Below are 21,973 nucleotides of genomic sequence, written 5' to 3'. Positions count from 1 at the left end.
CCATTAATCGAAATTTCACTCAGCAGGAGTTTTACGAACGATTCTCCGTGATAAAGCTGATTTCTTTTCTAATCACTCTGAACAAGATACACTAGCAATACATTTACGAAAGAAATGGAGAGCAACAATGAAATCTGTTCATACTGATATTATACAATTCCGTGGAAGTCATTATCAATTCGGACTTTTTCAGGCAGAAAAACTAAAAAATTCACCCATAATAAACCATCGGAAAGCACTGCTCAGCAAACGCTGGAGAAACTTCCTTGTTGACGAAGAAGAAGTAAAAGCTGTATTCAAAGCATTTTCTCCGGCTATTTGGGAAGAAATAGAAGGATTAAGTGATGGGTTAGGTATCCCCTGGAATGATGCCATTCGCGAATTTGGCGGTTACTATTATGAGTATGGCCGCAGCGGCTGTTCCATTAATACCAAGCAGGATTACCTGGTGCGAAATTATGATAATGCCCCCCATTCCTATGAAGGCCGTTATGTTTTATACGCCCCCTCTGACTCCGGATATGCCAGCGCCGGTCCTTCCATGCAAATCACCGGGCGTACGGATGGAATCAACGAAAAAGGGCTGACGATGGGCTATAATTTCGTCAACCGTAAAAAATCAGGCGATGGCTTTGTCTGCAATATGATTGGCAGGCTGCTTTTAGAAAACTGTGCCACAGTGGATGAAGCCGTTCAATTACTGCGCGAAATTCCGCACCGGAATACCTTCAACTATGTATTATTAGATACAACTGGAAAATCACTCGTTGTGGAGGTTTCCCCCCGCTCTTTCTTTGTCCGGAAAGATAGCAGCTGTACAAACCATTTCGATGCATTAACAGAAGAGAACCGGTACCGTTCAGATGAATCAATGGAACGGCTGGAGAGAATCATAACAAAGCAGAGGGATATTCAAACATCCTATGAAGCGTTTCGTATGTTAAATGATATCGAGCAAGGAATCTTTTCTGAAAAATACGGTGCATGGGCAGGGACACTGCATACAGCACTGTACTTGCCAAAAGAACGATCTGCTTGGTTTGCATTGGGAGGTAATCGTCAGCCATTTATTTTCTCGTTTCAAAAATGGCTGCAGGGAGAAAAATTACATGCAACCAAGATAAAGGGACAGATCAATGCAACCGATTCGTTTATTAACGTATAGCGGAATCTTGCCTGTCGCATTTCGATGGCTTTACAATTGAGTTAGAAAGGATTATCCTAGCTACAAAGGAAAAGTAATTTTTAGAGAGTCAGCATCATTTTTTTATGAGTATAACTGACTTTAAGGAGGAAAACCAATGACTATGAAAAAAGCATTAACCCTTGCTGGTTCTGACTCTAGCGGCGGAGCCGGGATTGCTGCAGATTTAAAAACCTTTCAGGAGCATAACGTATATGGCATGACTGCTCTGACTTCCATCGTGACAATGAATCCAGAAGGCTGGGGACATGATGTTACACCAATTGATGCGGAAGTCGTTGAAAAACAATTGAACACGATTCTTTCTGTCGGCGTAGATGCAATGAAATCCGGCATGCTGGGATCTGTAGATATTATTAATTTAGGTGCAAAAAAAATTGATGAATACAATATTGAGAAGTATGTTCTTGACCCTGTCATGGTATGTAAAGGAGAAGATGAAGTGCTTCAGCCGGAAAACACAGACGCGATGCGTGAAGAATTATTGCCTCGTTCTCTGGTTGTAACGCCTAACTTGTTTGAAGCAGCGCAATTAGCTCAAATGGCTCCGATTAAAACCATTGAGCAAATGAAGGAAGCTGCCAAAAAAATTCACGCCTTAGGTGCAAAAAATGTTGTCGTTAAAGGCGGAAAACAGCTGGATCACGATAAGGCTGTCGATTTATTCTATGACGGAACAGACTTTGACTTATTAGAAAGCGAAAAAATAGAAACAAGCTATAACCATGGAGCAGGATGTACTTTCGCTGCGGCAATTACTGCAAACTTAGCTCACGGTGAAAATGTGCACGATGCCGTTAAAGCAGCAAAAACCTTCGTTGCAGCTGCTATTGCTAACGGCTGGAAGCTAAACGAGTATGTTGGCCCTGTGATGCATGGAGCTTACAACAAAACAGACAGCAAAAAAGTAGAAGTATTCAGCGTATAATGAAAAACCTTAGGACATTTTAGTTCAATCCAAACTGTCCTAAGGTTTTTTATATGCTAATTAGTCACGGTCATGAATAAAGAATGTCAGTATCAGCGCAATAATAGAGATAACCCCCGTAACAAGGAAGGAAACATTTACCCCGTGAACCATCCCTTCAATACCTTGTTCAGGAATTGATGCTGTAGACATAATCGTGATTGGTAACGCGGTGCCAATTGCTCCAGAAACCTGTCTTAACGTATTATTTACTGCCGTACCATGAGAAATATATTCTTCCGGCAATGCATTTAATCCTGCTGTTGTGACAGGCATCATTGCCATTGCGACCCCAAGCATTCGTAAGGCATGGATCGTTGCAATAAAGGCAAAGCTTGTTTCTGGCGTCAATGTACTCAGCATAAATGTGGTACCAACAATCAGCACCAAACCGATCATTGCTAAATACCTTGCACCATATCGATCAAAAAGTCTTCCGGTAATTGGATTCATTATTCCTTGAATGATGGCTCCGGCCAGCAATGCCAATCCAGAATGGAAAGCACTGAATCCAAGCATTTGCTGCATATAAAGCGGCAGGATAACAGCTGCTCCAATCATCGTCATAAACGTAACCATACCTAACACCGTCGTAATCGTAAATATTTGATGTTTAAATACACGGAATTCAAGTATTGGCGTTTTCAAATGCATCTGTCTGGTAATAAACCATGCCAGCATAATTCCGCCGATGACTAGGGAACCAATAACCTGATAGCTTAACCAGCCTGCATTTCCGGCAGTGCTGAATCCGTAAAGAATACCGCCAAAACCAAGTGTAGATAACAAAATCGATAACTTATCCAGCTCAGGGAAGGTTCGTTTCGTCACATTTTTAAGTAAAAAGTAAGCGATAATTATGTTTAAAATAGCAATTGGCAGAACCATGAAGAATAATGTTCTCCAAGGGAAATGCTCTACAATATAACCAGACAGCGTCGGCCCGATGGCAGGAGCGAAGGAAATAACTAAACCAAACATTCCCATTGCGCTGCCCCGTTTTTCCTTTGGATAAATCAAAATTAAAATCGTCTGCATCAGCGGCATCATAATTCCGGCTCCAGCTGCCTGCAAGACACGTCCTGTTAAAAGCGATAAAAATTCTGGTGCGATTCCACAAATGAGTGTACCTGCCGTAAACAGGGACATAGCAGTTAAAAATAAGCTGCGTGTCGTAAACGTACCAATTAAAAAAGCAGTTACCGGGATCATAATACCATTTACGAGCATAAATGCTGATTGCAGCCATTGAACCGTATTTGCATCAAGATCCAAATCGGACATAATATGCGGCAATGCGGTTCCTAATAAGGTCTGATTCAAAATGGCTACAAACGCTCCAGATAATAAAACAACTAGAATCGGTACACGGCTTGTACTTTTCATTTCCAGCGATGATCCATGACTCTCATCCATTTCCAACCCTTCTTTCTTGAAACATTATTCTATTTTTTTCTTATAATTGTATCCTTCCCGTTTTTATCTCCTTGTAAAGCTATTTTGCTTAAAACATATTCTTTCCAAGTGCATAAAAACAGACAAAACCGGTGACTGTAAAATCACCGGCATAAAATAAAGCTTTATCCAGCAGAGGTTACCCCCAACTGAAATATTAAAAGAATAAAGGCTAAGCTCGCGACGTCACGGGTCGGGGTACGATCACTCGTCCCATCAAAAACGTTGTCACTGGCGCCTTTATGATCTATCTCCAGCAACCGGAACGAATCAGGCGCTGCTGGCTGCACTGCGATAAAATTATTTCTTTAACGTATCACACCACTCGATAAAGTTATGAACAACGGAGTCAAGAAAATCAATGGTTTGTTCATCTGTCAGATTTCCTTGCTCGTCCATCTTGTTCTGAACAGAACCAATTAATACTTCGTTTCCTGGCAGAGTCAATACTCCGACTCCGCGAGAATTTAAAATTTGACGAAGCTGCAGTTGAGCTTTTACTGTACCAAGAACGCCCATAGATGCGCCTACTACCATTCCAGGTTTATTTACCATAACTAAATCAACACGGGAGAACCAGTCGATTGCATTTTTTAACATACCCGAAATAGACCCATTGTATTCAGGCGTAGCAAATAAAATAGCGTCACTATCTTTAATACGCTGACGAATTTCTTTTACAATCTCCGGCGGGTTTAATTCCTCATCCTGATTATAGAAAGGTAATTTTTCTATCGGTAAAATATCAATTTCTATATTTTCCTGATAACGGTCCTTCATATATTCAACAAGTTGTTTGTTATAAGATTCTGCACGGTTGCTTCCAATCATTGCTGCAATTTTCATTCGTATACCTCCAATATTTCTTCGTTTAAAATGTTATGTTTATCACAAATGCTTGTCGTTTTTTAAACACAATTAATATTATTACCATAATCATTTATCTACCTCAAGATATCTGCTCAAGGAAAAACAACCTTCTAAAATACAAAAAAATACTCTTATTAAGAAGCATTTCTTGGGGGTATCTTCTTCCCGTTGAAAAGCTTTCTTAATAAGAGTTATTTTACGACATCATGATAAGCAGGAGAAGCACATGCTCTCCAGCTAATAATATTTCAATTTTTAGAAGAACCAGTTACGGTTTCTGCCGCATCCGCAGGAACGTTTTCTTTCGCAGCGGTTTTCAGAACGCTTGCCACAATGGTCGGAATGATGGTGATTTCCACCCCCGCCATTGTTTGAACCACCTACTCTGCGGCAATTACTAGAATCATTTACGTCGCTGCCGCAATCATAATTTTCAACAACCGTTTCGTTCACATTGAATTCTCTAACAGGGTAAAAATTTTCATTACGAATTGTTTTTCGATGAATATTTTTAATTTCAGTCGGATGAATGTTTTTTACAGTTTCCACACTATTATGCTTACGAACCTCATGTCTTGTCGGATGAACAATGACATTATCATCCTGGTTCGAATTGCGACAACGGCTACATTGACATTTATCTCGGCTCATTCGGACTCCCTCCTTTCTAATACATAATATATCTTATGAAAGAAGGCGGTTTTGTCCTACGCAAATAACTATTAATCCGATAAATGTACGTTTTGTCTATATGGATGGATTGTTACGCTTCATCGTTATAAATTCTATCCCTTTATAACGAAATTGATGTTCTTTGATAAAGTGATTTTTCTCATATAACTGGATTGCTCGTTTATTGAAAGACGCAACAGTAAGCCGAATCGCCTTCCCTTTATGCTCCTGCTCAATAAAATGAAGAATTCTTTTTAAAAATGGATCGCCGTGTCCTTTTCCCGTCAACTGAGGATTCATTCCCAAACCTAAATCAACACAATCTTCTATATAAGCTGCGTTTCTATCTCCGGCAGGAACCTTGGCTGAACGGCCGGTGCAAAAGAAACCAATTAACCTGTGAGATGAATCTACCATTGCGTAATAGCCGCCGCCAAGCAATTCTACAATCGCGCTAGTCGTTAACACATTATTATAAAAATCATACGGCTTTTCGTATTTCCAGCAAAGTGCCTCCACTGCATACTTTTGTGTCATCCGAACAATATGTATATCCACTAAGCATCCCCACTTTTCCTTTAACCTTCCTTTATTATTTCACATTTTTCATTCAAGGTGAATAAATATCTCATATCATCTGATTATCAAATAAGATAAGATGCACTCCTAATCAGTTATAGAAATAACATGGCTAGGAAAGTGAAAGGCAGCAGTTCTTCCCTCTTTATAAAATGAAAAAAGCTCATCATTAGTTAGTGGATATCCCTGCAGGATTTAGTCCTTTACAGCCATTTGATCCGAAATCTCTGATTCCCCTTGATCCATGGAAGCAGCGGTAAATCTTTTTCAACCACCTGCCCCAGCACGTTTACCCTTTCATTCGCCGGTAAATCGGCTAAGGTGATTTGAATCTCACCCTGGTAACGCAAATATTTTTCATTATCTATCGTTACGGAACCTACAGGGCGCTCCGTATTATTTTGAGCCTGGACAGCGATTTCTCCAAATTGCGCATAGCTTCTCGATTCAACGGCACGGATACAATCTCTTGCGTAATCGGCCCGATTGGTCATTGCAGCTGCTGCTTTACGGATCATTTCAGAGTCTGCCCGTTTATCAGAAACGGCCCGGATCAGCATTTCATCCTTCTGGATATAGGCCTGAAATTGTTCCAGGGAATCCTCCCCTATTTCAACATCACCAACAACAATTTTATCGACTTCACCCAATTTTTCTAATTCCAAATATGCAGCAAATGGGGAATACACCCGATGCTGTTCCAAGGTTGGTAATTTTTCGTATAGCGGACCTCGTAATTGCGTATCTCCCGGGATAAAAGCCATCACGGTCAAACCAGCTTCTTTTAATGTCTTATTTTTTTGAATAAAATCAACGAATCCTAATCCAGTTTCTGGACGCGGATAATAATTATGCCATGCTTCCACTGCTTCCATATGGAGACCATTTGCTTTCAAATGATTTAACGATGCCACGTCAATCGTACTGGCATTTAATGTAATTCGCATTTTATGTGATAAATCAATGATTGTCTGGTCATCAATACCATAGTCAATCCTTAGACCGGACAGTCCCCAATCTAATAATCGATCTGCATTGTCCCAGTTAAATCCCAATGCTTGTAACGAATTCGGCGAGATATCCGCCATCAGCTCCATGCCTAATTCACTCGCCGCTTTTCCAAGCGCCTGAAGCTGCTCTTTGTATATCGTCTGATCGTCCTCAGGAATATGCAAAGAGGTGAAAATAGAACGAAAGCCACTTTCCTTCATTTTTCGAATATAGGGAATCTGCTGTTCTATTGGTGTATTCCCTAAATAAATAGAAATTCCTAACATAAATAACCCTCCATTTAAAGAAACAGGAGGCAGCAGCCTCCTGTTTCTTGTTAAATTCCGTCTGCCATACTATCCTTAAAGCCAAACGCATACGTAAATAAGAAACCAAATACATATGAAATAACAAGCCCCAGAAAATAGCTTATATACTGACCATTTGTTATTAATGGTATCAACGATAAACCTGAAACGCCAATTCCTGCAGCTGCTGTATTCATCACTGCCTGGAATGCTCCGCCAATAGATGCTCCTAAACAGGCGGTTAAAAATGGTCTGCCCAGCGGCAGGGTAACCCCGTACATTAACGGCTCCCCAATGCCTAAGAAGCCGACTGGAGCAGCTCCTTTAATAATATTTTTCAAACGTGTATTTTTTGTTTTTACGAAAATCGCAATCGCTGCGCCAACCTGTCCGGCACCGCCCATCGCTAAAATGGTCAGCAGCGCAGTCTCATTAAATGCATTAATCAACTCTAAGTGGATCGGTGTCAAACCGTGATGCAGACCCACCGTAACCAATGGCAGGAAGAAGCCTGCCAGAACAGCTCCTGCAAGAACACCGCCTGTATCAATCAAGGCAATCAGGCCTTTAGTGATTCCATCGGATAACAAGCCTGCTGCCGGCATAATAGCAAATAGGGACACAAATCCGACAACCAATACGGTAATTAAAGGAGTAAAAATAATATCAACTGCATTCCACATCACTTTACGCACATTTTTCTCAACAACTGTCATTAGCCAGGCGGCAAAGATAACACCGAACAAACCGCCCCTTCCAGGAGTTAATTCCTCTCCAAAAATCGCAATATTTTCAAGCTGCGGGCTAAATAAAATCATTCCTGCTATAGCGCCTAATACCGGAGTTCCTCCAAATTCTTTTGAAGTGTTCCAGCCTACTAAGATTCCTAAGGAAGCAAAGATAACACCGCCAAACAAGAGCAGTATCTGCATCCAGTTTTGCTCTGGATCCACCCCTGCGTTGACTGCAAAGTTCGCTCCGCCATTAATAACTCCTGACGCTACAAGGCCGGGAATTAAAGGAATAAAAATATTTCCAAGCTTACGTAAAAAGTTTTTAAAGGGTGTCCGGTTCTTTGCTTTTATATTTTCCTTATCCAGTGCTGCTTTTTCTTCAAACGTTAAATCATCCGCATTTGCGTCTTCCCCAATGCCAAATCCAGTCAGCTGGCTCATTTCTGCAGCAACCTTATTGACAGTACCAGGTCCGATCACGATTTGCAGTGTTTCATCTTCAACAACGCCCATTACTCCGTCAATCTGTTTTAACCCTGCCAAATCAGCTTTCGAATCATCTTTTAGAGATAAGCGCAGCCGTGTCATACAGTGAGCAATCCGCTGGAGATTCCCTTTACCGCCTGCATGTTCTAAAATTTCCGTGGCCATTCTCTGTTCTTTCTTCATGGTAGACCCTCCCTTTATTTTATCAGTGCATGTCGAACAAACCCATCCGAATTCTTCAATCTATTCACCGCATCTTCATAGGAGCATTCCAGCAGTATCATCACAATTGCAACTTTCACTTGATGATGTGATTTTTCAAAATAGGAGGCAGCTGTATCATAGTCAGCTCCAGTGATTTCCATTATGTTTCGTTTAGATCTTTCCAATAATTTTTCATTCGTCGGCTTTAAATCCACCATAAAGTTTTGGTAAACCTTACCGATTCCCACCATTGCTGCGGTCGAAATCATATTTAAAACCATTTTCTGAGCAGTACCGGCCTTTAATCTTGTAGAACCAGTCAGTACTTCTGCGTCTGTTTTCAGTTCAATCGCTACAGAAGCGTACTGGCTCATGACAGCATCTTTATTACAGGATATGCTGACTGTATTTGCTTTTTTTGAATCAGCATACTGCAAAGCGCCGATAACATACGGTGTACGCCCACTCGCAGCAATCCCTATGACGGTATCGTTTTCTGAGAGCTGAATGTTTTTAAGATCAGCAGCTCCGAGCTCCGTATTATCCTCTGCACCTTCCGCGGCTTCATAAAGCGCTTTCATACCGCCCGCAATAATTCCCTGAACCATCTCTGACGACGTACCGAATGTAGGAACACATTCTACTGCATCTAAAACACCTAACCTGCCGCTAGTACCAGCTCCGACATAAATCAGTCTTCCATTTTTCTTAAACGATTCTATCGCGTATTTCGCAGCTTTCTCAATTTGCGGAAGCTGCTCCTTGATAGCTGTTAAAACCTGTTCATCCGCTTTATTCATCGTCTCTAAAATTTCCATTGTCGACATCTCATCTAAATGCATCGAATGCTGATTTCGCATTTCTGTTGTTAACTTATCGAGCATATCATCACTCTCCTCTATTCACTTCTAACTCTATTTTAAAGGTCTTTGAAATTAAAAGTCAATAAGTTTTATATATTTTATGAAATTAAATTTCATTTTATAATAAAAAAAGAAGCTATCTTCTTAATTTCACAACATAATCTCTAGCTTCTTGATATTCATCCAGCACGTTTTCACCGATAATATTAAAAATACTGATATATAAGCTGTCTATCATCGTCAGCTGTGTCATTCTTGAAGTAATGCTTCCAATCCGAAAATCCTGCTCTACATTCGGTGTCGCTAATCGAATGTCTGCTTCTTTATATAATGGAGACTTATTCATATTTGTTATCGCAATAACCTTAGCTCCCTTTTCCTGAGCCAATCGCGCTAAATCTAAAACATCCTTCGTTTTTCCAGACATACTGATAGCTACAAATACATCCTGACTATTAAAATGTGGCACCTTTGACAGCATATAGTGAAAATCTGCATTAAACTCCACTTCATATCCGAGTTTCGTAAATTTATATACCGCATCGAGCGCAGCAATCGATGAACCGCCTACACCATAAAATATAATCTTACGAGCATTTTTTAGCACGTTTACTGCATCATCCAGCTCTTTTTTTTCTAAAGATTCCATCGTCAGCTCGATCGCATTTTTATTCACATGAACGACCTTTTGAAACAATTCATAGGGAGAATCTTTTTTCTGTAAAATAGAAAAGTCAGTGATATAATCATCTGTTACCGCTAACTCCTGTGCCAGGGAAATTTTAAAGGTTTTAAAACTTCCGATTCCAATTGTCTTCGCAAAACGAATAACACTTGCCTCACTCACGTCCGCCTTATTCGCTAATTCTTTCGTCGTCATATTGGGAATGAGCTCTGCATGATGTAAAATATACTTCGAAATCTTTTTCTCAGTTTTAGAAAATTGATGGAGCCGTTCGTTGATTCTAGTTAGTAGTGTTGTCGCCATGTCAACTTCTCCTATTCCAAATTCGGTTATGTTCCTAAGTATAGCAAAAAATAAAAGCGTGTTCTAATGATTAATTAGAGGAATGATTTACTTCTAATTCCATTGTACAGGTATGTAGCGTGTGCCCGCTGAGGTCTTCGGTGAATTCAGAAATAATCTTGAAACCTCTTGCTTTATAAAACGCCATCCCTTTTGCATTATCCTTTTCTACATTTAACTGCATAAACGCAGGTTTCAAATCCTCTATCCCATATTCTAATAACGCTGTTCCCATTCCGTTCCCTTGTGTATCCGGATACAAGTAAATAGCATAAAGCGTGCTGATCCCTTCTTCTGATACCCGGCTAAAATTCGCAAACCCTTCTATTCGTTTATCCGACTCCACAACATATAGACTGGAAAGCTCGATACGCTGAAGCATCGTTTGATTACTATATGATTTATTTAAAAATGCATCCTGAATGCTTCTGGGTATAATGCCTTCATATGTATCATGCCAGCTTTGGTAAACAATACGCTGAATAGCACCAATATCTGTCTCTTCTGCCAATCTTACATGGTAATTCATACAGCTCTCTCCCTTTGAATAAAATGATGTTTTTATTATAAAGCGAAACTTCATTTAATGATAGTGCTGCTCTTCCATTTTAAAACAAAATTATGGTAACATGTTTCATTATCCGCTAATAATCAGAGGTGTATCAAAAAATAAGGAGGGATAAGCATCGAAACACTGAACAAAAAATACCTGACACGCATCCAGATTTGGGGAATAATTGTTGGAATTATTCTATTTATCTATGGATTGCTTCTATTCTTCACCGGTTTTTCTTCTGCTCTTGTTGCGCCAATTCCAGGTATTATCTTGATGATATTAGGAAGCTTTTTATTTAAAACGGGAAAGTTTGCGGGAGAACTCAAAAAAGATGCATCAAGAATATATGTATTAGAAAATTTTTTCAAAAATCATCTTTGGTTCCTGCTGCTGACTAGCATATTGGCCAGCTTAATTATTTTGTTTTATCTTATCTTTTTTATTTTTATTACATAGGAGAGAGGGAATTAATATGAAAAAATTATCATTTATTCTGATTCTGACCATTATCCTCTCAGCTTGTGGAACAGACAACCTAGAAGAAAGTTCATTTGACGTGGAAGTAAATTGCAGCTCTACGGAAGCAGGTACAGAAGAAGCGCTGGAGGAAAGAGTTTCTCTTTTTGAAGGTGATACGTATGAACCTTTAAAGGAAAAGCTTAATGAGGATGTATTGGTTTCTAAGGAAAATTTAGAAGAAGAACTCGCAACCGCCGTCTATTCCACCTGTATAAATGAGGAAGAATCGTATAATGACAGCTATGACAAATTATATTTTTCAATGCTGGAATATTTTTATGCTTTCATGATATCGGAAAAAGAGGAATCCCTGATAATAGAGGAAATAAACTATAAAGGACGTTCTTTTAATGATTACGCACTCAATATCGTATTGGATGATGGGCGTCAAGCAAATGTCTTTCGCTTTGATCCTCTTACATATTCCGGTGATGTTTTACAGCGGTTAGACGAAGAAGCCGTTATTGGATCATTGGAAGAATTATATGCTTCTGCCATCAAAGAGGATTTTATCGACAGGGCCTTTTCTGGATTGGAAAATCCGCTGAATGCTGCATTCCACAATATTCCCGACATTCTGGAAGAAAAAGATCTTGAAGAATGGGAGCCAGACCTTGATAAAAACGCAGAAGCATCTGATTTTTGGCATTTATATGCCATTATTATTGATGGAGATATAAAGGAACAAAATCTATTAAGCGAGAAAGAGAACTGGCGGGATATCAAATTATATCCAAGTTGGCGTACGTATCAAATGATAGAAAGGCTCGAGGAAGTTCACGCTATCTCCCCGGACATTCCCTATCCGGAAGGAGCACTCGAGAATGAGGAATGGTTCAAAGCGACGGACTACATGTCAGAGAATATGGAGGAGACCGTTAAAGATAACAAATTGGATGAGGATTTATACGAGATATACCAATATATTCTCACAGGGGAAGGATACTTAAGCGATTTGGAGCTTTAGAAAAGATGTTAAATAAAAAACGTCACTTTCGGAAAGGAGCATTTTTTTGGAATACTTGCACCCAAAATACTTCAAATGGATTCATATTTCAAGCAAATTTCTCGGTATTATCATCATTCTGTACGGAATTTTCATCATCATTCAGAATTTCCCGTCCATTATCGGACCTGTTCCCGGACTCGCATCTATTTTGCTGGGTGTTTATTTGTATAAAAGCGGAATGGAAGCAGACCGTCTTTTGAAGTCGGACAGAAAAAGCAAGCAGGCGTTTGAAGGAATGTTAAAATATTATGGTTTATTTTTAATGATTAACGGGCTGTTGATTATCGCGGCAATCATGTTATACATTATCTATATTTATCTATAGGGAATATCGCGCTTACAATAAAAAAATACAAATCAAGTACTTTCAACAGGCTTGATTTGTATTTTTTTACGTTTCCTTCTTAAACCTGGTATACTACCTCCAGGCGTGCTTCTATCGATTGATTTCCCGGTTCAATTGGCGTAGACACCATTTTAAAGACCTGCGCAGGTCCAACCCCTGGCGAAGCAGTCTGTTCGTTAATCTTTAATGGCACCGGCGTTAAATTAGCGCTCAGCTGCTCTGCTAAGCTTTCTGCCTTCCGCTTTGCATCCGTAAGCGCAAAACTTAACGCCTCCAGATAAAAATTCTCCGGATTATCTACCGAAAACTCAATTGAAACAACTTCATTTACGCCATTTTCGGTGACACGATCAATGATTTCTCCAATTCGATCCATATCATCCGTAACCACAGTGATTTCATTTCGGACCTCGTAGCCCTGCAATATCTGATTGCCATCTTGATAGTTATATATTGGTCTTGCAGAAAAGCTGGTAGTTTGAATCCGCTCTCTCGGAACACCAATTTGCTGCAAGGTATCCAGAGCCTGATTCATTCGTTCTGTATTTTCTCTCTGCGCTTCCTCTAAAGAGCTGTTGACGGTGGAAACAACCAATTGAATACGGGCAATACTCGGTGAAACTATAACTGTGCCCACGCCAGTGACCGTGATGGTCCCCTGCTGATTATTTTGTCGCTCATACATTCTATGCCCATAATTAGGCGGTCCATAAGTATAATACATTGCGAACATCCCTCCCTCATACCATCCTATGTTGTATAAGGGCTGTACCATTCAATAATTATCTGGAGAATCCCAGTAATTGGGATCCTGCATTTGCAGTTCTTCGACAACATCCTCTAAGTCCTGAGGTGTAATCGTAAAAACAGGATACTCCTTGGACGTACGCTTCACAGCATCATAAAAGTAACGAACGCTGCCGGGATATTCTTCATCCACGAGGAGTAAAGCAGCATCACTTTTATCAATCAGCCATAAATCCTTCGCCCGAAATTGGTACGCTCCCTGATATCCCCCTTTATACAGCGGTTTGAAAAAATCGGCTGTCATCATTAATTCTTCATATTTTTCCTTGATCGGATCCGGCCAGCGTTCATCCTGATTTTCAAACGGCGGGAAAACGCCTACTTGTACCTCATAGGTTTCTTTTAAATCCATTATCACATCAGCAGCCCACAGCTCAATGCCCATTTGTCCAGAAATAATAATCCATTCTAATCCTTCCTCTATAAATGTGCGCAGCCTTTTCTCTAAAGCTGCCTTAATAAAAACAATTCTGGGATCATTTTCTTTGAAGATGCCTAATTCCGTCGGCTTATAGCCTGTTACATGTAAAATTTTCACAGTAATATCCTTTCTTCATTACAAGTTTAAGTTACCTCCTATTTTAACGCAGGAATACTTGATTTGAAAGCTTGTCCCTGTTTAACAAAAAGGCAGTCCGCACTGCCCTATTGTTATATTCACCACATTCCGGGTCTCCTCGGCGGACGAGCGCCTGGGTGATTTCTCATATCTCCCATGTGTCCAGGAGGCATTTGTCCTGGGAAAGCAATCGGCGCAGAAGGGAATGGCGGGCGCGGCCCGATTTGCGGTCTGCCCGTAAAAGCATTGTTTCCATACGGGTGCGGATGCTGGCTTTTTATCATATGATGATTTACATACGTTGTATGGACAGGATGAATATGATTAACAACAGATTCGGATGACGTATGGACATATTGATGCTTTGTCGGATGGACAATGGTCTTTTCATTCGGATGCTGCGGATGAAATCGCTCTTTACCTTGCATCGTTTCTTCCTCCTTTTTCTTCTCTCTTTTTACTATATGTGATAAACGTACAAGTCGAGTAAGACAGATACCCAGATTTATTTTGATTTTTAATAATAGCCGGAAACCCCGCTCTTTAAGTGATTTCAGAAAAATAATTGGTTAAAAAATTTGTGAAGAAGCTGGTTTAGAAACTTTTTTCCTAAAAAGGTTGGCTTTTATCATTGTAGATGCTATAATAAAGATACTTATTTAGATTCGGTAGAAATACAGGATGGGATACATCTTTCGTCTTGAAATTTAACTTTGAACTAAATAGTAATAAACAGTGCAACAATTGCACGTGGAGGTAAAAGAATGAACACAGGTTCTGTAAAATGGTTTAACGCTGAAAAAGGCTTCGGTTTCATCGAAGTTGAAGGTGGAGACGATGTATTCGTACATTTCTCTGCAATCCAAGGCGAAGGTTTCAAAACTTTAGAAGAAGGTCAAACAGTTACTTTCGATATCGAAGAAGGAAACCGCGGACCACAAGCTGCTAACGTTGTTAAAAACTAATAAGCAGATAATCGAAAAAAGCTGATCAATGATGATCAGCTTTTTTTATTTGTCATTTTTCTATAGGGAGGGTTTAAAACAATGGTTACTTTTTTTATTCCGTAAAGACAGCAAGATTCTCCAAGGTGGATTTTAAACCTATATCATGATCCTCCTTTCGTATTCCTTCAGGTACGTTCTCACAAATGACAGTAACTTTTGTGCCTTCTGAAGCGTCTTCAAAAACCCATTTTTGAATCATCTCTCCTGAAAATAACGGGTCTTTGGAATCGAAATTGATGGATTGAACGATGCGCTTGTTTGGAACCAGCTCCAAAAATCTGCCTTGCGTTACGTCCGTATTATCTGAAGTTTTACCAGAATGCCCATTATCCATTTCGTACGTAAGGGTTATCCTATAAGTTCCTCCCTGTCTAGGGTCAAATGCATCCACATGACCTGACATTCCTTTTGGCGGCAGCCATGAAATCAGTGCTTCCCGGTTTATGAATGCTTGATAAATGGTTTGCGGGGATGCCATAATCACTCTTGAAGCAGTGTCTACCCTTCTTTTCATCGGCTCCTCCTTCATCAAAATCCCTCCTCTTTTCAGTTTATCAAATCAAAACGCTTTAAATTTCTTATCAATTGCTCAACACCCTTCTATTAGTAAATCGATATCAACAAAATCCCCTCACCAATCAGGCAAGGGGATTTCACTTTTTTATATACCGTTTTAAAATTGCTCCGTTAAAGCTGTAACAATCTGTTTCTTACGGGAAACAACACCTTTTAATAAAGCACGATCATTTTCATCTAAAGTAGCATGGAATGCTTTTTCAACATTAGCTTTTTCAGGTCCTACTGCCAATACTTCCGAATCATTGTTCAGAATATCTGTTGCAACGAATAAGAACAGGTCCAATCCTTTTTCATTTACAGTTGCCGTGATTTCACTTACTAATTCATCATGAAGCTGATAAATCTCACTGACATCGACTGCATTTACTTGAGCGATTTCTACCTTTGCATCGCCCATAGCAAATTCCTTGGCATCCATGGTAATCAATTCTTTAACCGTTTTATCACTGATATCCGCACCGGCTTTTAACATTTCTAAGCCGTATTCTTCCAAATCTACCCCGGCTTTTTCAGCTAATTCTTGCGCTGCTTTTACATCTTCGTCCGTACACGTCGGTGATTTTAATAATAAAGAATCGGAAACAATAGCGGATAATAATAATCCTGCAATATGTTTATCTAATTCAACTTGTTTTTCTTTGTACATTTTGTTTAAAATAGTTGCTGTACAGCCCACTGGCTCAGCACGGAAATAAAGCGGCTCTTTAGTTTGGAAATTGGATACACGGTGATGATCGATTACTTCATGGATAACCGCGTTTTCAATGTTATCGGCACTTTGCTGGAATTCATTATGGTCCACTAAAATAACATCAGCGCCATCCTCTAATTTCTGAACAAATGCTGGAGCTCCTACTCCAAATTGCTCTAAAGCAAATTGTGTTTCTCCATTTACTTCTCCTAAACGAGCAGGGCTTACTTCTTCCCCTAATTTTGTTTTTAAATCAGCGTAAGCTAATGCGGAACAAATAGTATCCGTATCTGGATTTTTATGTCCGAAAATAAGTGTTTTTGACATTTTTGATTTCCTCCCTCGACAAACTTTCCATATATAGATTATCACATTTAATGTCCAATGCTCCAGCCTTAATCTTATTTCTGTTAAAAAATGCTGGAAATAGTATTGATTCTGCCTCAAATTACTGTAAAAATAATCATTATTAGATTATAATTAGTATCATTGGAGGATTGATGAAATGACAAGAAAACAATTTAACTTAACTCGTACTGCTTTACTCACCTTTGCTTCCGAGCTGGACAATAATAGCATCGATGTGCAGGCAGACTATTTTGATACAACGATCCGCTGGCATTTAGGCCACGCGCTCGTAACCATGGAAAAATTCTTATTCCGCTACCCTGTAAAATCAGAAAATATACCAGCAGGCTATGCTGAACTTTTCAGCTCTGGGACAAGCCCAAACGATTGGACGGAAGAACCTCCCAGCTTAGAAACGTTATTAGAAGCATTAGAACTGCAGCAACAGCGGATCAATGAATTTAATGATTTATTCTGGAAATCGAATGTACAATTTAAAGTTCCATTCGGCAGCGTTGAGACTCAGGGCGATTTGCTGATTATGCTTTCCTTCCGCGAAGCAGAGCTTTTGGGTAAAATCAAAGCCATGTATCAGGTTATTGCAAGGGATAAAAATGAGTAAACCCTATATTATTATTGGCGGCGGCATTTTAGGCGCCAGCACCGCCTATTATCTTTCAAAACAAGGTACAGAGGTCATTCTGATTGACCGGCACGATGAAGGTCAGGCAACGGACGCAGCGGCAGGAATTATTTGTCCGTGGGTTTCCCAGCGCCGTAATAAAAAGTGGTATCATCTTGCTAAAAATGGCGCCCGGATATATCCATCGCTTATAGCGGATTTAGAAAATCTCGGCGAGAAGGATACCGGTTATAAACAGGTAGGAGCACTCAGCCTCCATACAGACTCTAAAAAAGTAGACGGTATGGAAGAAAGAGCGTATAAACGCCGGGAAGACGCTCCAGAAATCGGTGATATTATCCGTCTGGATGCCGAAGAAACACATCAGCGCTTTCCTATTTTGCAAAAGGATTACCAGGCTGTCTTTATCAGCGGAGCAGCGCGGGTAGATGGAAGAAAATTAGTAAAGGCTTTAAGAAATGCTGCCAAAGCAAATGGTGCTTCCCTTCTATCTGGAGATGCCAAATTATGCACAGGTGGTAATACGGTAACCGGTGTGGAGTATAACAATGAGGTCATTGATGCCGAAAAAGTCATTTTGGCAAACGGAGCTTGGATGAATGAAACCGTAGAGCCTCTGGATATCCATCTGGATGTTTCGTTTCAGCGGGCACAAATTATGCATCTGGAAATTCCAGGTTTAAACACAGCGCATTGGCCGGTAGTTATGCCTCCCGGAACGAAATATTTACTCACGCAGGATGACAACCGCTTCGTTATCGGGTCAACTCATGAGGATAAGATTGATTTTGATTATCGCGTCACCGCAGCAGCCATACATGAAATTTTAGATCAGGGACTTGCGATTGCACCTGATTTAGCAGAAGCCACCGTTTTAGAAACCCGGGTCGGCTTTCGCCCGTACACACCTGGTTTTCTCCCGGTTATCGGTGAACTGCCTGCACATTCCAATGTCCTCTTAGCAAATGGACTCGGTTCATCCGGGCTGACGATGGGACCTTATCTTGGACAGCAGCTTGCAAAATTAGCTTTACATGAAGAAACAGATATCATTTTAGAGCATTATGATGTATCATCTGCATTAAAGCGTCAGTAATGAAAAGAGGTGGCTCATTTGAAGGGATCTTATGTTGTTCTTATTATTCTTCTTCTGATACTCCTGACAGGCTTCTTTACCTGGTTATGGCTGCAGAACTTTAATGAGAATCAAGAAAGTATTGCAGCTTTAGTTGATTACTTAGTATAAATATTGGAAAAAGGACCGGATTAAAAGGTCCTTTTTCTTTTACACCGTATATCTATTTTTCTAATACGCACATACGATTTCCCTGCCTCTGTATCGATCCGCTTCCTTTTTAAAACCTTAGGAAACATGGGTTTCATTTCTTTTCTTATTTTGGTTGTATTCTACCTTTAAAACAAATTCCCCCATTTTTAAATAAGTAGCTTGAAATATCGGACTTTGAATGAATGTAAAAATAAATGTAAAGATAAATACCGGTCCGCCAATAATCCACCCTATAACAAGCACACTGCATTCCGTGATAATCCGGACTCTGCCAATTGGCGCTTTCAATTTATCTGCGAGCGAAAGCATAAAGCCATCACGCGGTCCAGATCCGACACCTGCCGCATTATACAGACCTCCGCCAAACCCCATGATACAAATACCAGCTAATATAAATAGAATGTCCACCCACGTATTGGTTGCTTCCGGAAGAATTCCTGTCCAATGATAGAAATCCACAAATGACCCTACCAGAACGGCATTAAAAAAAGTACCTACCTTTATGTATCTGCGGTCTAAAATAAAACAGACAACAATCAAAATCATGGAAATAATAATATTCCATGTTCCAATTGTAAACCCGACCCTTTCAAACATCGCTACATTTAATACATCCCACGGGTGGATGCCTAAATGCTGCATATTAATGGTCAGTGAAATACCGCCGCTGAAAATCATTATTCCCAGCAAAAAAAATAACCATCGAAATGATTTAACCAAAATAAGCTCCCTTCTTTCCAGATGAAATAATTCTTGAGGATATATCCATAATTATTATAAGTATACGCTTTTTGGGAGGAAATAAAAAGAGCAGGTTTAATGATCAATGATAGTGATATCATTAATCATTAAACCTGCTCTTTTTTATAATTATAATACTTTATTCAAAAAATCTCTGGTTCGTTCGGACTCTGGATGATTGAAAATAATATCCGGTGTATTTTCTTCCATAATAATACCTTCATCCATAAAGAACACTCTATCCGCAACCTCTCTGGCGAATCCCATTTCATGTGTTACGACAACCATAGTCATACCTTCTTTCGCCAGCTGTTTCATTACCTCCAAAACTTCCCCGACAAGCTCCGGATCAAGTGCAGAGGTCGGCTCATCAAAAAGCATCATCTTCGGCTCCATAGCAAGCGCTCTTGCTATCGCTACACGCTGCTGCTGTCCTCCGGATAATTGAGACGGATACTGATCTGCTTTCTCAGCAAGTCCCACCTTCTCTAATAAAGCTTCTCCCCTTTGCCTTGCTTCTTTTGAAGAAAGCTTCCGAACCTTTTGAGGTGCAAGCATCACATTTTGAATTACCGTTTTATGCGGAAACAGATTAAACTGCTGAAAAACCATTCCAACTTCTGTTCGAATCATATTAATATCTGTTGCCCTATCCCTTATATTGTAGCCGTCTACAATCACATCTCCACTTGTAATATCTTCTAATAAATTAAGACACCGTAAAAATGTACTTTTCCCTGATCCGCTGGGCCCAATCACACACACGACTTCTTTTTCTTCCACTTCACAATGAATTCCTTTTAAAACCTCATTATCTCCAAAACGTTTGTGTAAATCCTGCACTGTAATCATCAATACTTCAACCTTCTTTCTATATAACGAAGCAATAAGGACAGACTGAAATTAATTACTAAGTAAAACAAAGCTACTGTTGTATAAATTTCCACCGCATTAAAATGATTCGAAGCAATGTATCTGCCTTGGAACATTAATTCTGGAACTAAAATAACAGACAATAAGGAAGTATCTTTAATACTGATAATAAATTGGTTGCCAAGCGGCGGTATCATTCGCTTAAAAGCCTGTGGCCAGATAATATAACGCATTGTCTGGTGTTTATTTAGTCCTAAAGAACGTCCAGCCTCCATTTGCCCTTTATCAATCGAATCAACCGATCCGCGAACGATTTCTGCAATATATGCTCCAGAGTTTATCGCAATAACAACAACTCCGGCAGTAATGGAATCCATATTGTACTGGGTAATAATTGGTAATGCAAAGAAAATCCAAATAGCTTGAACAAGTACTGGTGTGCCTCGAATAACTTCTACATAAATAGATGCAATAATAAAAAAGAATTTATTTTTTGATATCCTGCCTAAACCGAATATAGCGCCTAAAGCAAAACCGATTAATAAGCCAATAATAGAAATTAATAGCGTATAATACAAGCCTTTACCTAACTGCGGTAAAAAATCAATTACCTGTGTAAAATCAAACATTTCCTCACCTCTCTGGTACATAAAATAAGGAGCCGTGCATAAGATTGCCAGCTCCTTATTTTATCCCTGCCAAGTCAACTGCACTAATGCTTTTGGGTTCGCTTTTCAATTAAGCATTTGTTGCTTTATTTCTTACTCCGAAGCGCCAAACCATTTATCATAGATCTCATCATATGTTCCGTTTTCATGTAACGTTGCCAATGCATCATTAATCGCAGCTACTAATTCATCATTTCCTTTTGAAATTGCAATACCATAATCTTCTGCCTGATAAGTATCACCAACTGCTTTTAATCCATCACCAGTTGTTGCAATATAGTACTCAACGTTAGGAAGATCATATACGGCTGCATCAGCACTCCCATTTTCAACTGACATATATACTTGATCCAGCTGTTCATAAGTATCAATGGTCTTATCCTCCAGATTTTCCTCTAAAAATTGTGAACTGGTAGAACCTAACCGGGTTGCAATTGTTTTTCCTTCTAAATCTTCTAAACTGTTAATATCTTCATTATCCTCTGGCACAGCAATGGTGATACCGGATTCATAATAAGGATCACTGAAATCCACTGTACCTTTTCTTTCTTCCGTAATACTTATCCCAGCAACAGCAATTTCAAATTGACCTGTTTGTAAACCTGGAATAATTCCATCGAAATTCGTTGTTTGGATTTCCCCATCAATTTCAAAACCCGCTTCTTCTGCAATCGCTGTAATTAATTCAATATCAAAACCAACTAACTCCCCGTCCTCCATAAATTCAAATGGCACGAAAGAGTTATCACTTACAACAGTGTACGAATCATTTAAATCATAATCACCGTTGTCATCTACTTCCCCATCATCTCCTGAAGTGTCATTTCCACCACCGCATGCAGCTAAAACTAGTAATAAAATAAGTGCCAGCATGAAAAACCAATTTTTCTTGTTACTTAACATCCAAAAATACCCCCTCATAATTATTTTCATTTATATGGATAAAACAAAGTACCATAAATCTAAGTATAACAAAATTC

26 protein-coding genes are annotated in these 21,973 nt (G+C 39.5%); 8 read left to right on the top strand and 18 right to left on the bottom strand.

All coding sequences use genetic code 11. The features are described from left to right. Positions 1-127 precede the first annotated feature (127 nt). Entirely contained in the window at positions 128-1,165 is a 1,038-nt protein-coding gene (locus MKY65_RS10770; RefSeq protein WP_339184693.1) for a C45 family peptidase, read from the top strand. Positions 1,166-1,301: 136 nt separating this feature from the next. After that, entirely contained in the window at positions 1,302-2,132 is an 831-nt protein-coding gene (pdxK, locus tag MKY65_RS10765; RefSeq protein ID WP_193062019.1) for a pyridoxine/pyridoxal/pyridoxamine kinase, read from the top strand. Positions 2,133-2,192: 60 nt separating this feature from the next. Here pdxK and MKY65_RS10760 read toward each other — a convergent pair whose 3' ends face one another. The 9 genes from MKY65_RS10760 to MKY65_RS10720 all read right to left on the bottom strand — a co-directional run bounded on the left by MKY65_RS10760 (position 2,193) and on the right by MKY65_RS10720 (position 10,888). Next, positions 2,193-3,587 carry a DHA2 family efflux MFS transporter permease subunit gene (locus MKY65_RS10760; protein ID WP_339184692.1) on the bottom strand — a complete coding sequence of 465 codons (1,395 nt, stop codon included), beginning with the start codon at positions 3,585-3,587 and terminating at the stop codon, positions 2,193-2,195. 339 nt (positions 3,588-3,926) lie between these two features. Further along, positions 3,927-4,472 (bottom strand): NADPH-dependent FMN reductase, encoded by a 546-nt coding sequence (locus MKY65_RS10755; RefSeq protein ID WP_339184691.1) that lies wholly within the window; start codon positions 4,470-4,472, stop codon positions 3,927-3,929. A gap of 279 nt (positions 4,473-4,751) precedes the next feature. Continuing rightward, on the bottom strand, positions 4,752-5,147 hold the full coding sequence (locus MKY65_RS10750; protein WP_339184689.1) for a spore coat protein: 396 nt from the start codon (positions 5,145-5,147) through the stop codon (positions 4,752-4,754). Between the two features lie 96 nt (positions 5,148-5,243). Continuing rightward, on the bottom strand, positions 5,244-5,726 hold the full coding sequence (locus MKY65_RS10745; RefSeq protein ID WP_339184687.1) for a GNAT family protein: 483 nt from the start codon (positions 5,724-5,726) through the stop codon (positions 5,244-5,246). A gap of 224 nt (positions 5,727-5,950) precedes the next feature. Continuing rightward, positions 5,951-7,024: a MupG family TIM beta-alpha barrel fold protein gene (locus tag MKY65_RS10740; RefSeq protein WP_339184685.1), complete on the bottom strand. Its 1,074-nt coding sequence runs from the start codon at positions 7,022-7,024 to the stop codon at positions 5,951-5,953. 50 nt (positions 7,025-7,074) lie between these two features. Next, positions 7,075-8,448, bottom strand: coding sequence for a PTS transporter subunit EIIC (locus tag MKY65_RS10735; protein WP_339184682.1), 1,374 nt, complete (start codon positions 8,446-8,448; stop codon positions 7,075-7,077). 14 nt (positions 8,449-8,462) lie between these two features. After that, positions 8,463-9,353: an N-acetylmuramic acid 6-phosphate etherase gene (gene murQ, locus MKY65_RS10730; protein WP_339184680.1), complete on the bottom strand. Its 891-nt coding sequence runs from the start codon at positions 9,351-9,353 to the stop codon at positions 8,463-8,465. 115 nt (positions 9,354-9,468) lie between these two features. Next, positions 9,469-10,320 carry a MurR/RpiR family transcriptional regulator gene (locus MKY65_RS10725; protein WP_339184678.1) on the bottom strand — a complete coding sequence of 284 codons (852 nt, stop codon included), beginning with the start codon at positions 10,318-10,320 and terminating at the stop codon, positions 9,469-9,471. Between the two features lie 70 nt (positions 10,321-10,390). Then, positions 10,391-10,888 (bottom strand): GNAT family N-acetyltransferase, encoded by a 498-nt coding sequence (locus MKY65_RS10720; RefSeq protein ID WP_339184676.1) that lies wholly within the window; start codon positions 10,886-10,888, stop codon positions 10,391-10,393. A gap of 499 nt (positions 10,889-11,387) precedes the next feature. Between MKY65_RS10720 and MKY65_RS10715 the strand changes: the two genes are divergently transcribed. Next, positions 11,388-12,401 carry a hypothetical protein gene (locus MKY65_RS10715; RefSeq protein ID WP_339184673.1) on the top strand — a complete coding sequence of 338 codons (1,014 nt, stop codon included), beginning with the start codon at positions 11,388-11,390 and terminating at the stop codon, positions 12,399-12,401. Positions 12,402-12,447: 46 nt separating this feature from the next. Further along, positions 12,448-12,768 (top strand): DUF5362 family protein, encoded by a 321-nt coding sequence (locus MKY65_RS10710; protein WP_339184671.1) that lies wholly within the window; start codon positions 12,448-12,450, stop codon positions 12,766-12,768. 79 nt (positions 12,769-12,847) lie between these two features. On the opposite strand, the gene MKY65_RS10705 is transcribed toward MKY65_RS10710, so the two are convergent. From MKY65_RS10705 to MKY65_RS10695, 3 genes are all read right to left on the bottom strand, one after another. Beyond that, entirely contained in the window at positions 12,848-13,513 is a 666-nt protein-coding gene (locus tag MKY65_RS10705) for an SIMPL domain-containing protein (RefSeq protein WP_339184668.1), read from the bottom strand. A 51-nt stretch (positions 13,514-13,564) separates the two neighbouring features. After that, positions 13,565-14,134 (bottom strand): DUF1273 domain-containing protein, encoded by a 570-nt coding sequence (locus MKY65_RS10700; protein WP_339184666.1) that lies wholly within the window; start codon positions 14,132-14,134, stop codon positions 13,565-13,567. A 119-nt stretch (positions 14,135-14,253) separates the two neighbouring features. Further along, positions 14,254-14,583 carry a CotD family spore coat protein gene (locus MKY65_RS10695; protein WP_339184665.1) on the bottom strand — a complete coding sequence of 110 codons (330 nt, stop codon included), beginning with the start codon at positions 14,581-14,583 and terminating at the stop codon, positions 14,254-14,256. A 336-nt stretch (positions 14,584-14,919) separates the two neighbouring features. Here MKY65_RS10695 and MKY65_RS10690 point away from each other — a divergent pair, with 336 nt between their 5' ends. Beyond that, entirely contained in the window at positions 14,920-15,120 is a 201-nt protein-coding gene (locus MKY65_RS10690) for a cold-shock protein (RefSeq protein ID WP_040982314.1), read from the top strand. A 94-nt stretch (positions 15,121-15,214) separates the two neighbouring features. Here MKY65_RS10690 and MKY65_RS10685 read toward each other — a convergent pair whose 3' ends face one another. After that, positions 15,215-15,691 (bottom strand): SRPBCC family protein, encoded by a 477-nt coding sequence (locus MKY65_RS10685; protein ID WP_339184662.1) that lies wholly within the window; start codon positions 15,689-15,691, stop codon positions 15,215-15,217. A gap of 144 nt (positions 15,692-15,835) precedes the next feature. After that, complete coding sequence (locus MKY65_RS10680; RefSeq protein WP_339184660.1) at positions 15,836-16,759, bottom strand: manganese-dependent inorganic pyrophosphatase; 924 nt, start codon at positions 16,757-16,759, stop codon at positions 15,836-15,838. Positions 16,760-16,937: 178 nt separating this feature from the next. Here MKY65_RS10680 and MKY65_RS10675 point away from each other — a divergent pair, with 178 nt between their 5' ends. From MKY65_RS10675 to MKY65_RS10665, 3 genes are read left to right on the top strand one after another with little or no spacing between them, the layout of a single operon-like run. Beyond that, positions 16,938-17,402 (top strand): DinB family protein, encoded by a 465-nt coding sequence (locus tag MKY65_RS10675; protein ID WP_339184658.1) that lies wholly within the window; start codon positions 16,938-16,940, stop codon positions 17,400-17,402. Beyond that, positions 17,395-18,519, top strand: coding sequence for an FAD-binding oxidoreductase (locus tag MKY65_RS10670; RefSeq protein WP_339184656.1), 1,125 nt, complete (start codon positions 17,395-17,397; stop codon positions 18,517-18,519). Before MKY65_RS10675 ends, MKY65_RS10670 begins: the two co-directional genes overlap by 8 nt. Positions 18,520-18,537: 18 nt before the next feature. Then, positions 18,538-18,669 carry a hypothetical protein gene (locus MKY65_RS10665; RefSeq protein WP_256706186.1) on the top strand — a complete coding sequence of 44 codons (132 nt, stop codon included), beginning with the start codon at positions 18,538-18,540 and terminating at the stop codon, positions 18,667-18,669. A 117-nt stretch (positions 18,670-18,786) separates the two neighbouring features. On the opposite strand, the gene MKY65_RS10660 is transcribed toward MKY65_RS10665, so the two are convergent. The 4 genes from MKY65_RS10660 to MKY65_RS10645 form a co-directional block, all read right to left on the bottom strand. Next, positions 18,787-19,431, bottom strand: coding sequence for a YitT family protein (locus MKY65_RS10660; RefSeq protein WP_339184653.1), 645 nt, complete (start codon positions 19,429-19,431; stop codon positions 18,787-18,789). Positions 19,432-19,581: 150 nt separating this feature from the next. Next, entirely contained in the window at positions 19,582-20,304 is a 723-nt protein-coding gene (locus tag MKY65_RS10655) for an amino acid ABC transporter ATP-binding protein (RefSeq protein ID WP_339185202.1), read from the bottom strand. Next, positions 20,304-20,954, bottom strand: coding sequence for an amino acid ABC transporter permease (locus MKY65_RS10650; protein ID WP_175297054.1), 651 nt, complete (start codon positions 20,952-20,954; stop codon positions 20,304-20,306). Before MKY65_RS10650 ends, MKY65_RS10655 begins: the two co-directional genes overlap by 1 nt. Positions 20,955-21,086: 132 nt before the next feature. Next, the gene (locus MKY65_RS10645; protein WP_339184650.1) at positions 21,087-21,896 is read right to left on the bottom strand and encodes a transporter substrate-binding domain-containing protein; all 810 of its coding nucleotides are present in this window, start codon (positions 21,894-21,896) and stop codon (positions 21,087-21,089) included. Between the last annotated feature and the right edge of the window lie 77 nt (positions 21,897-21,973).

This window comes from Oceanobacillus sp. FSL W7-1293 (genome assembly GCF_037969815.1).
GTDB classification, from domain to species: Bacteria; Bacillota; Bacilli; order Bacillales; family Amphibacillaceae; genus Oceanobacillus; species Oceanobacillus oncorhynchi.
Note: the sequence above shows the minus strand (reverse complement) of the source record. Positions and strands in the feature narration are given on the sequence as shown.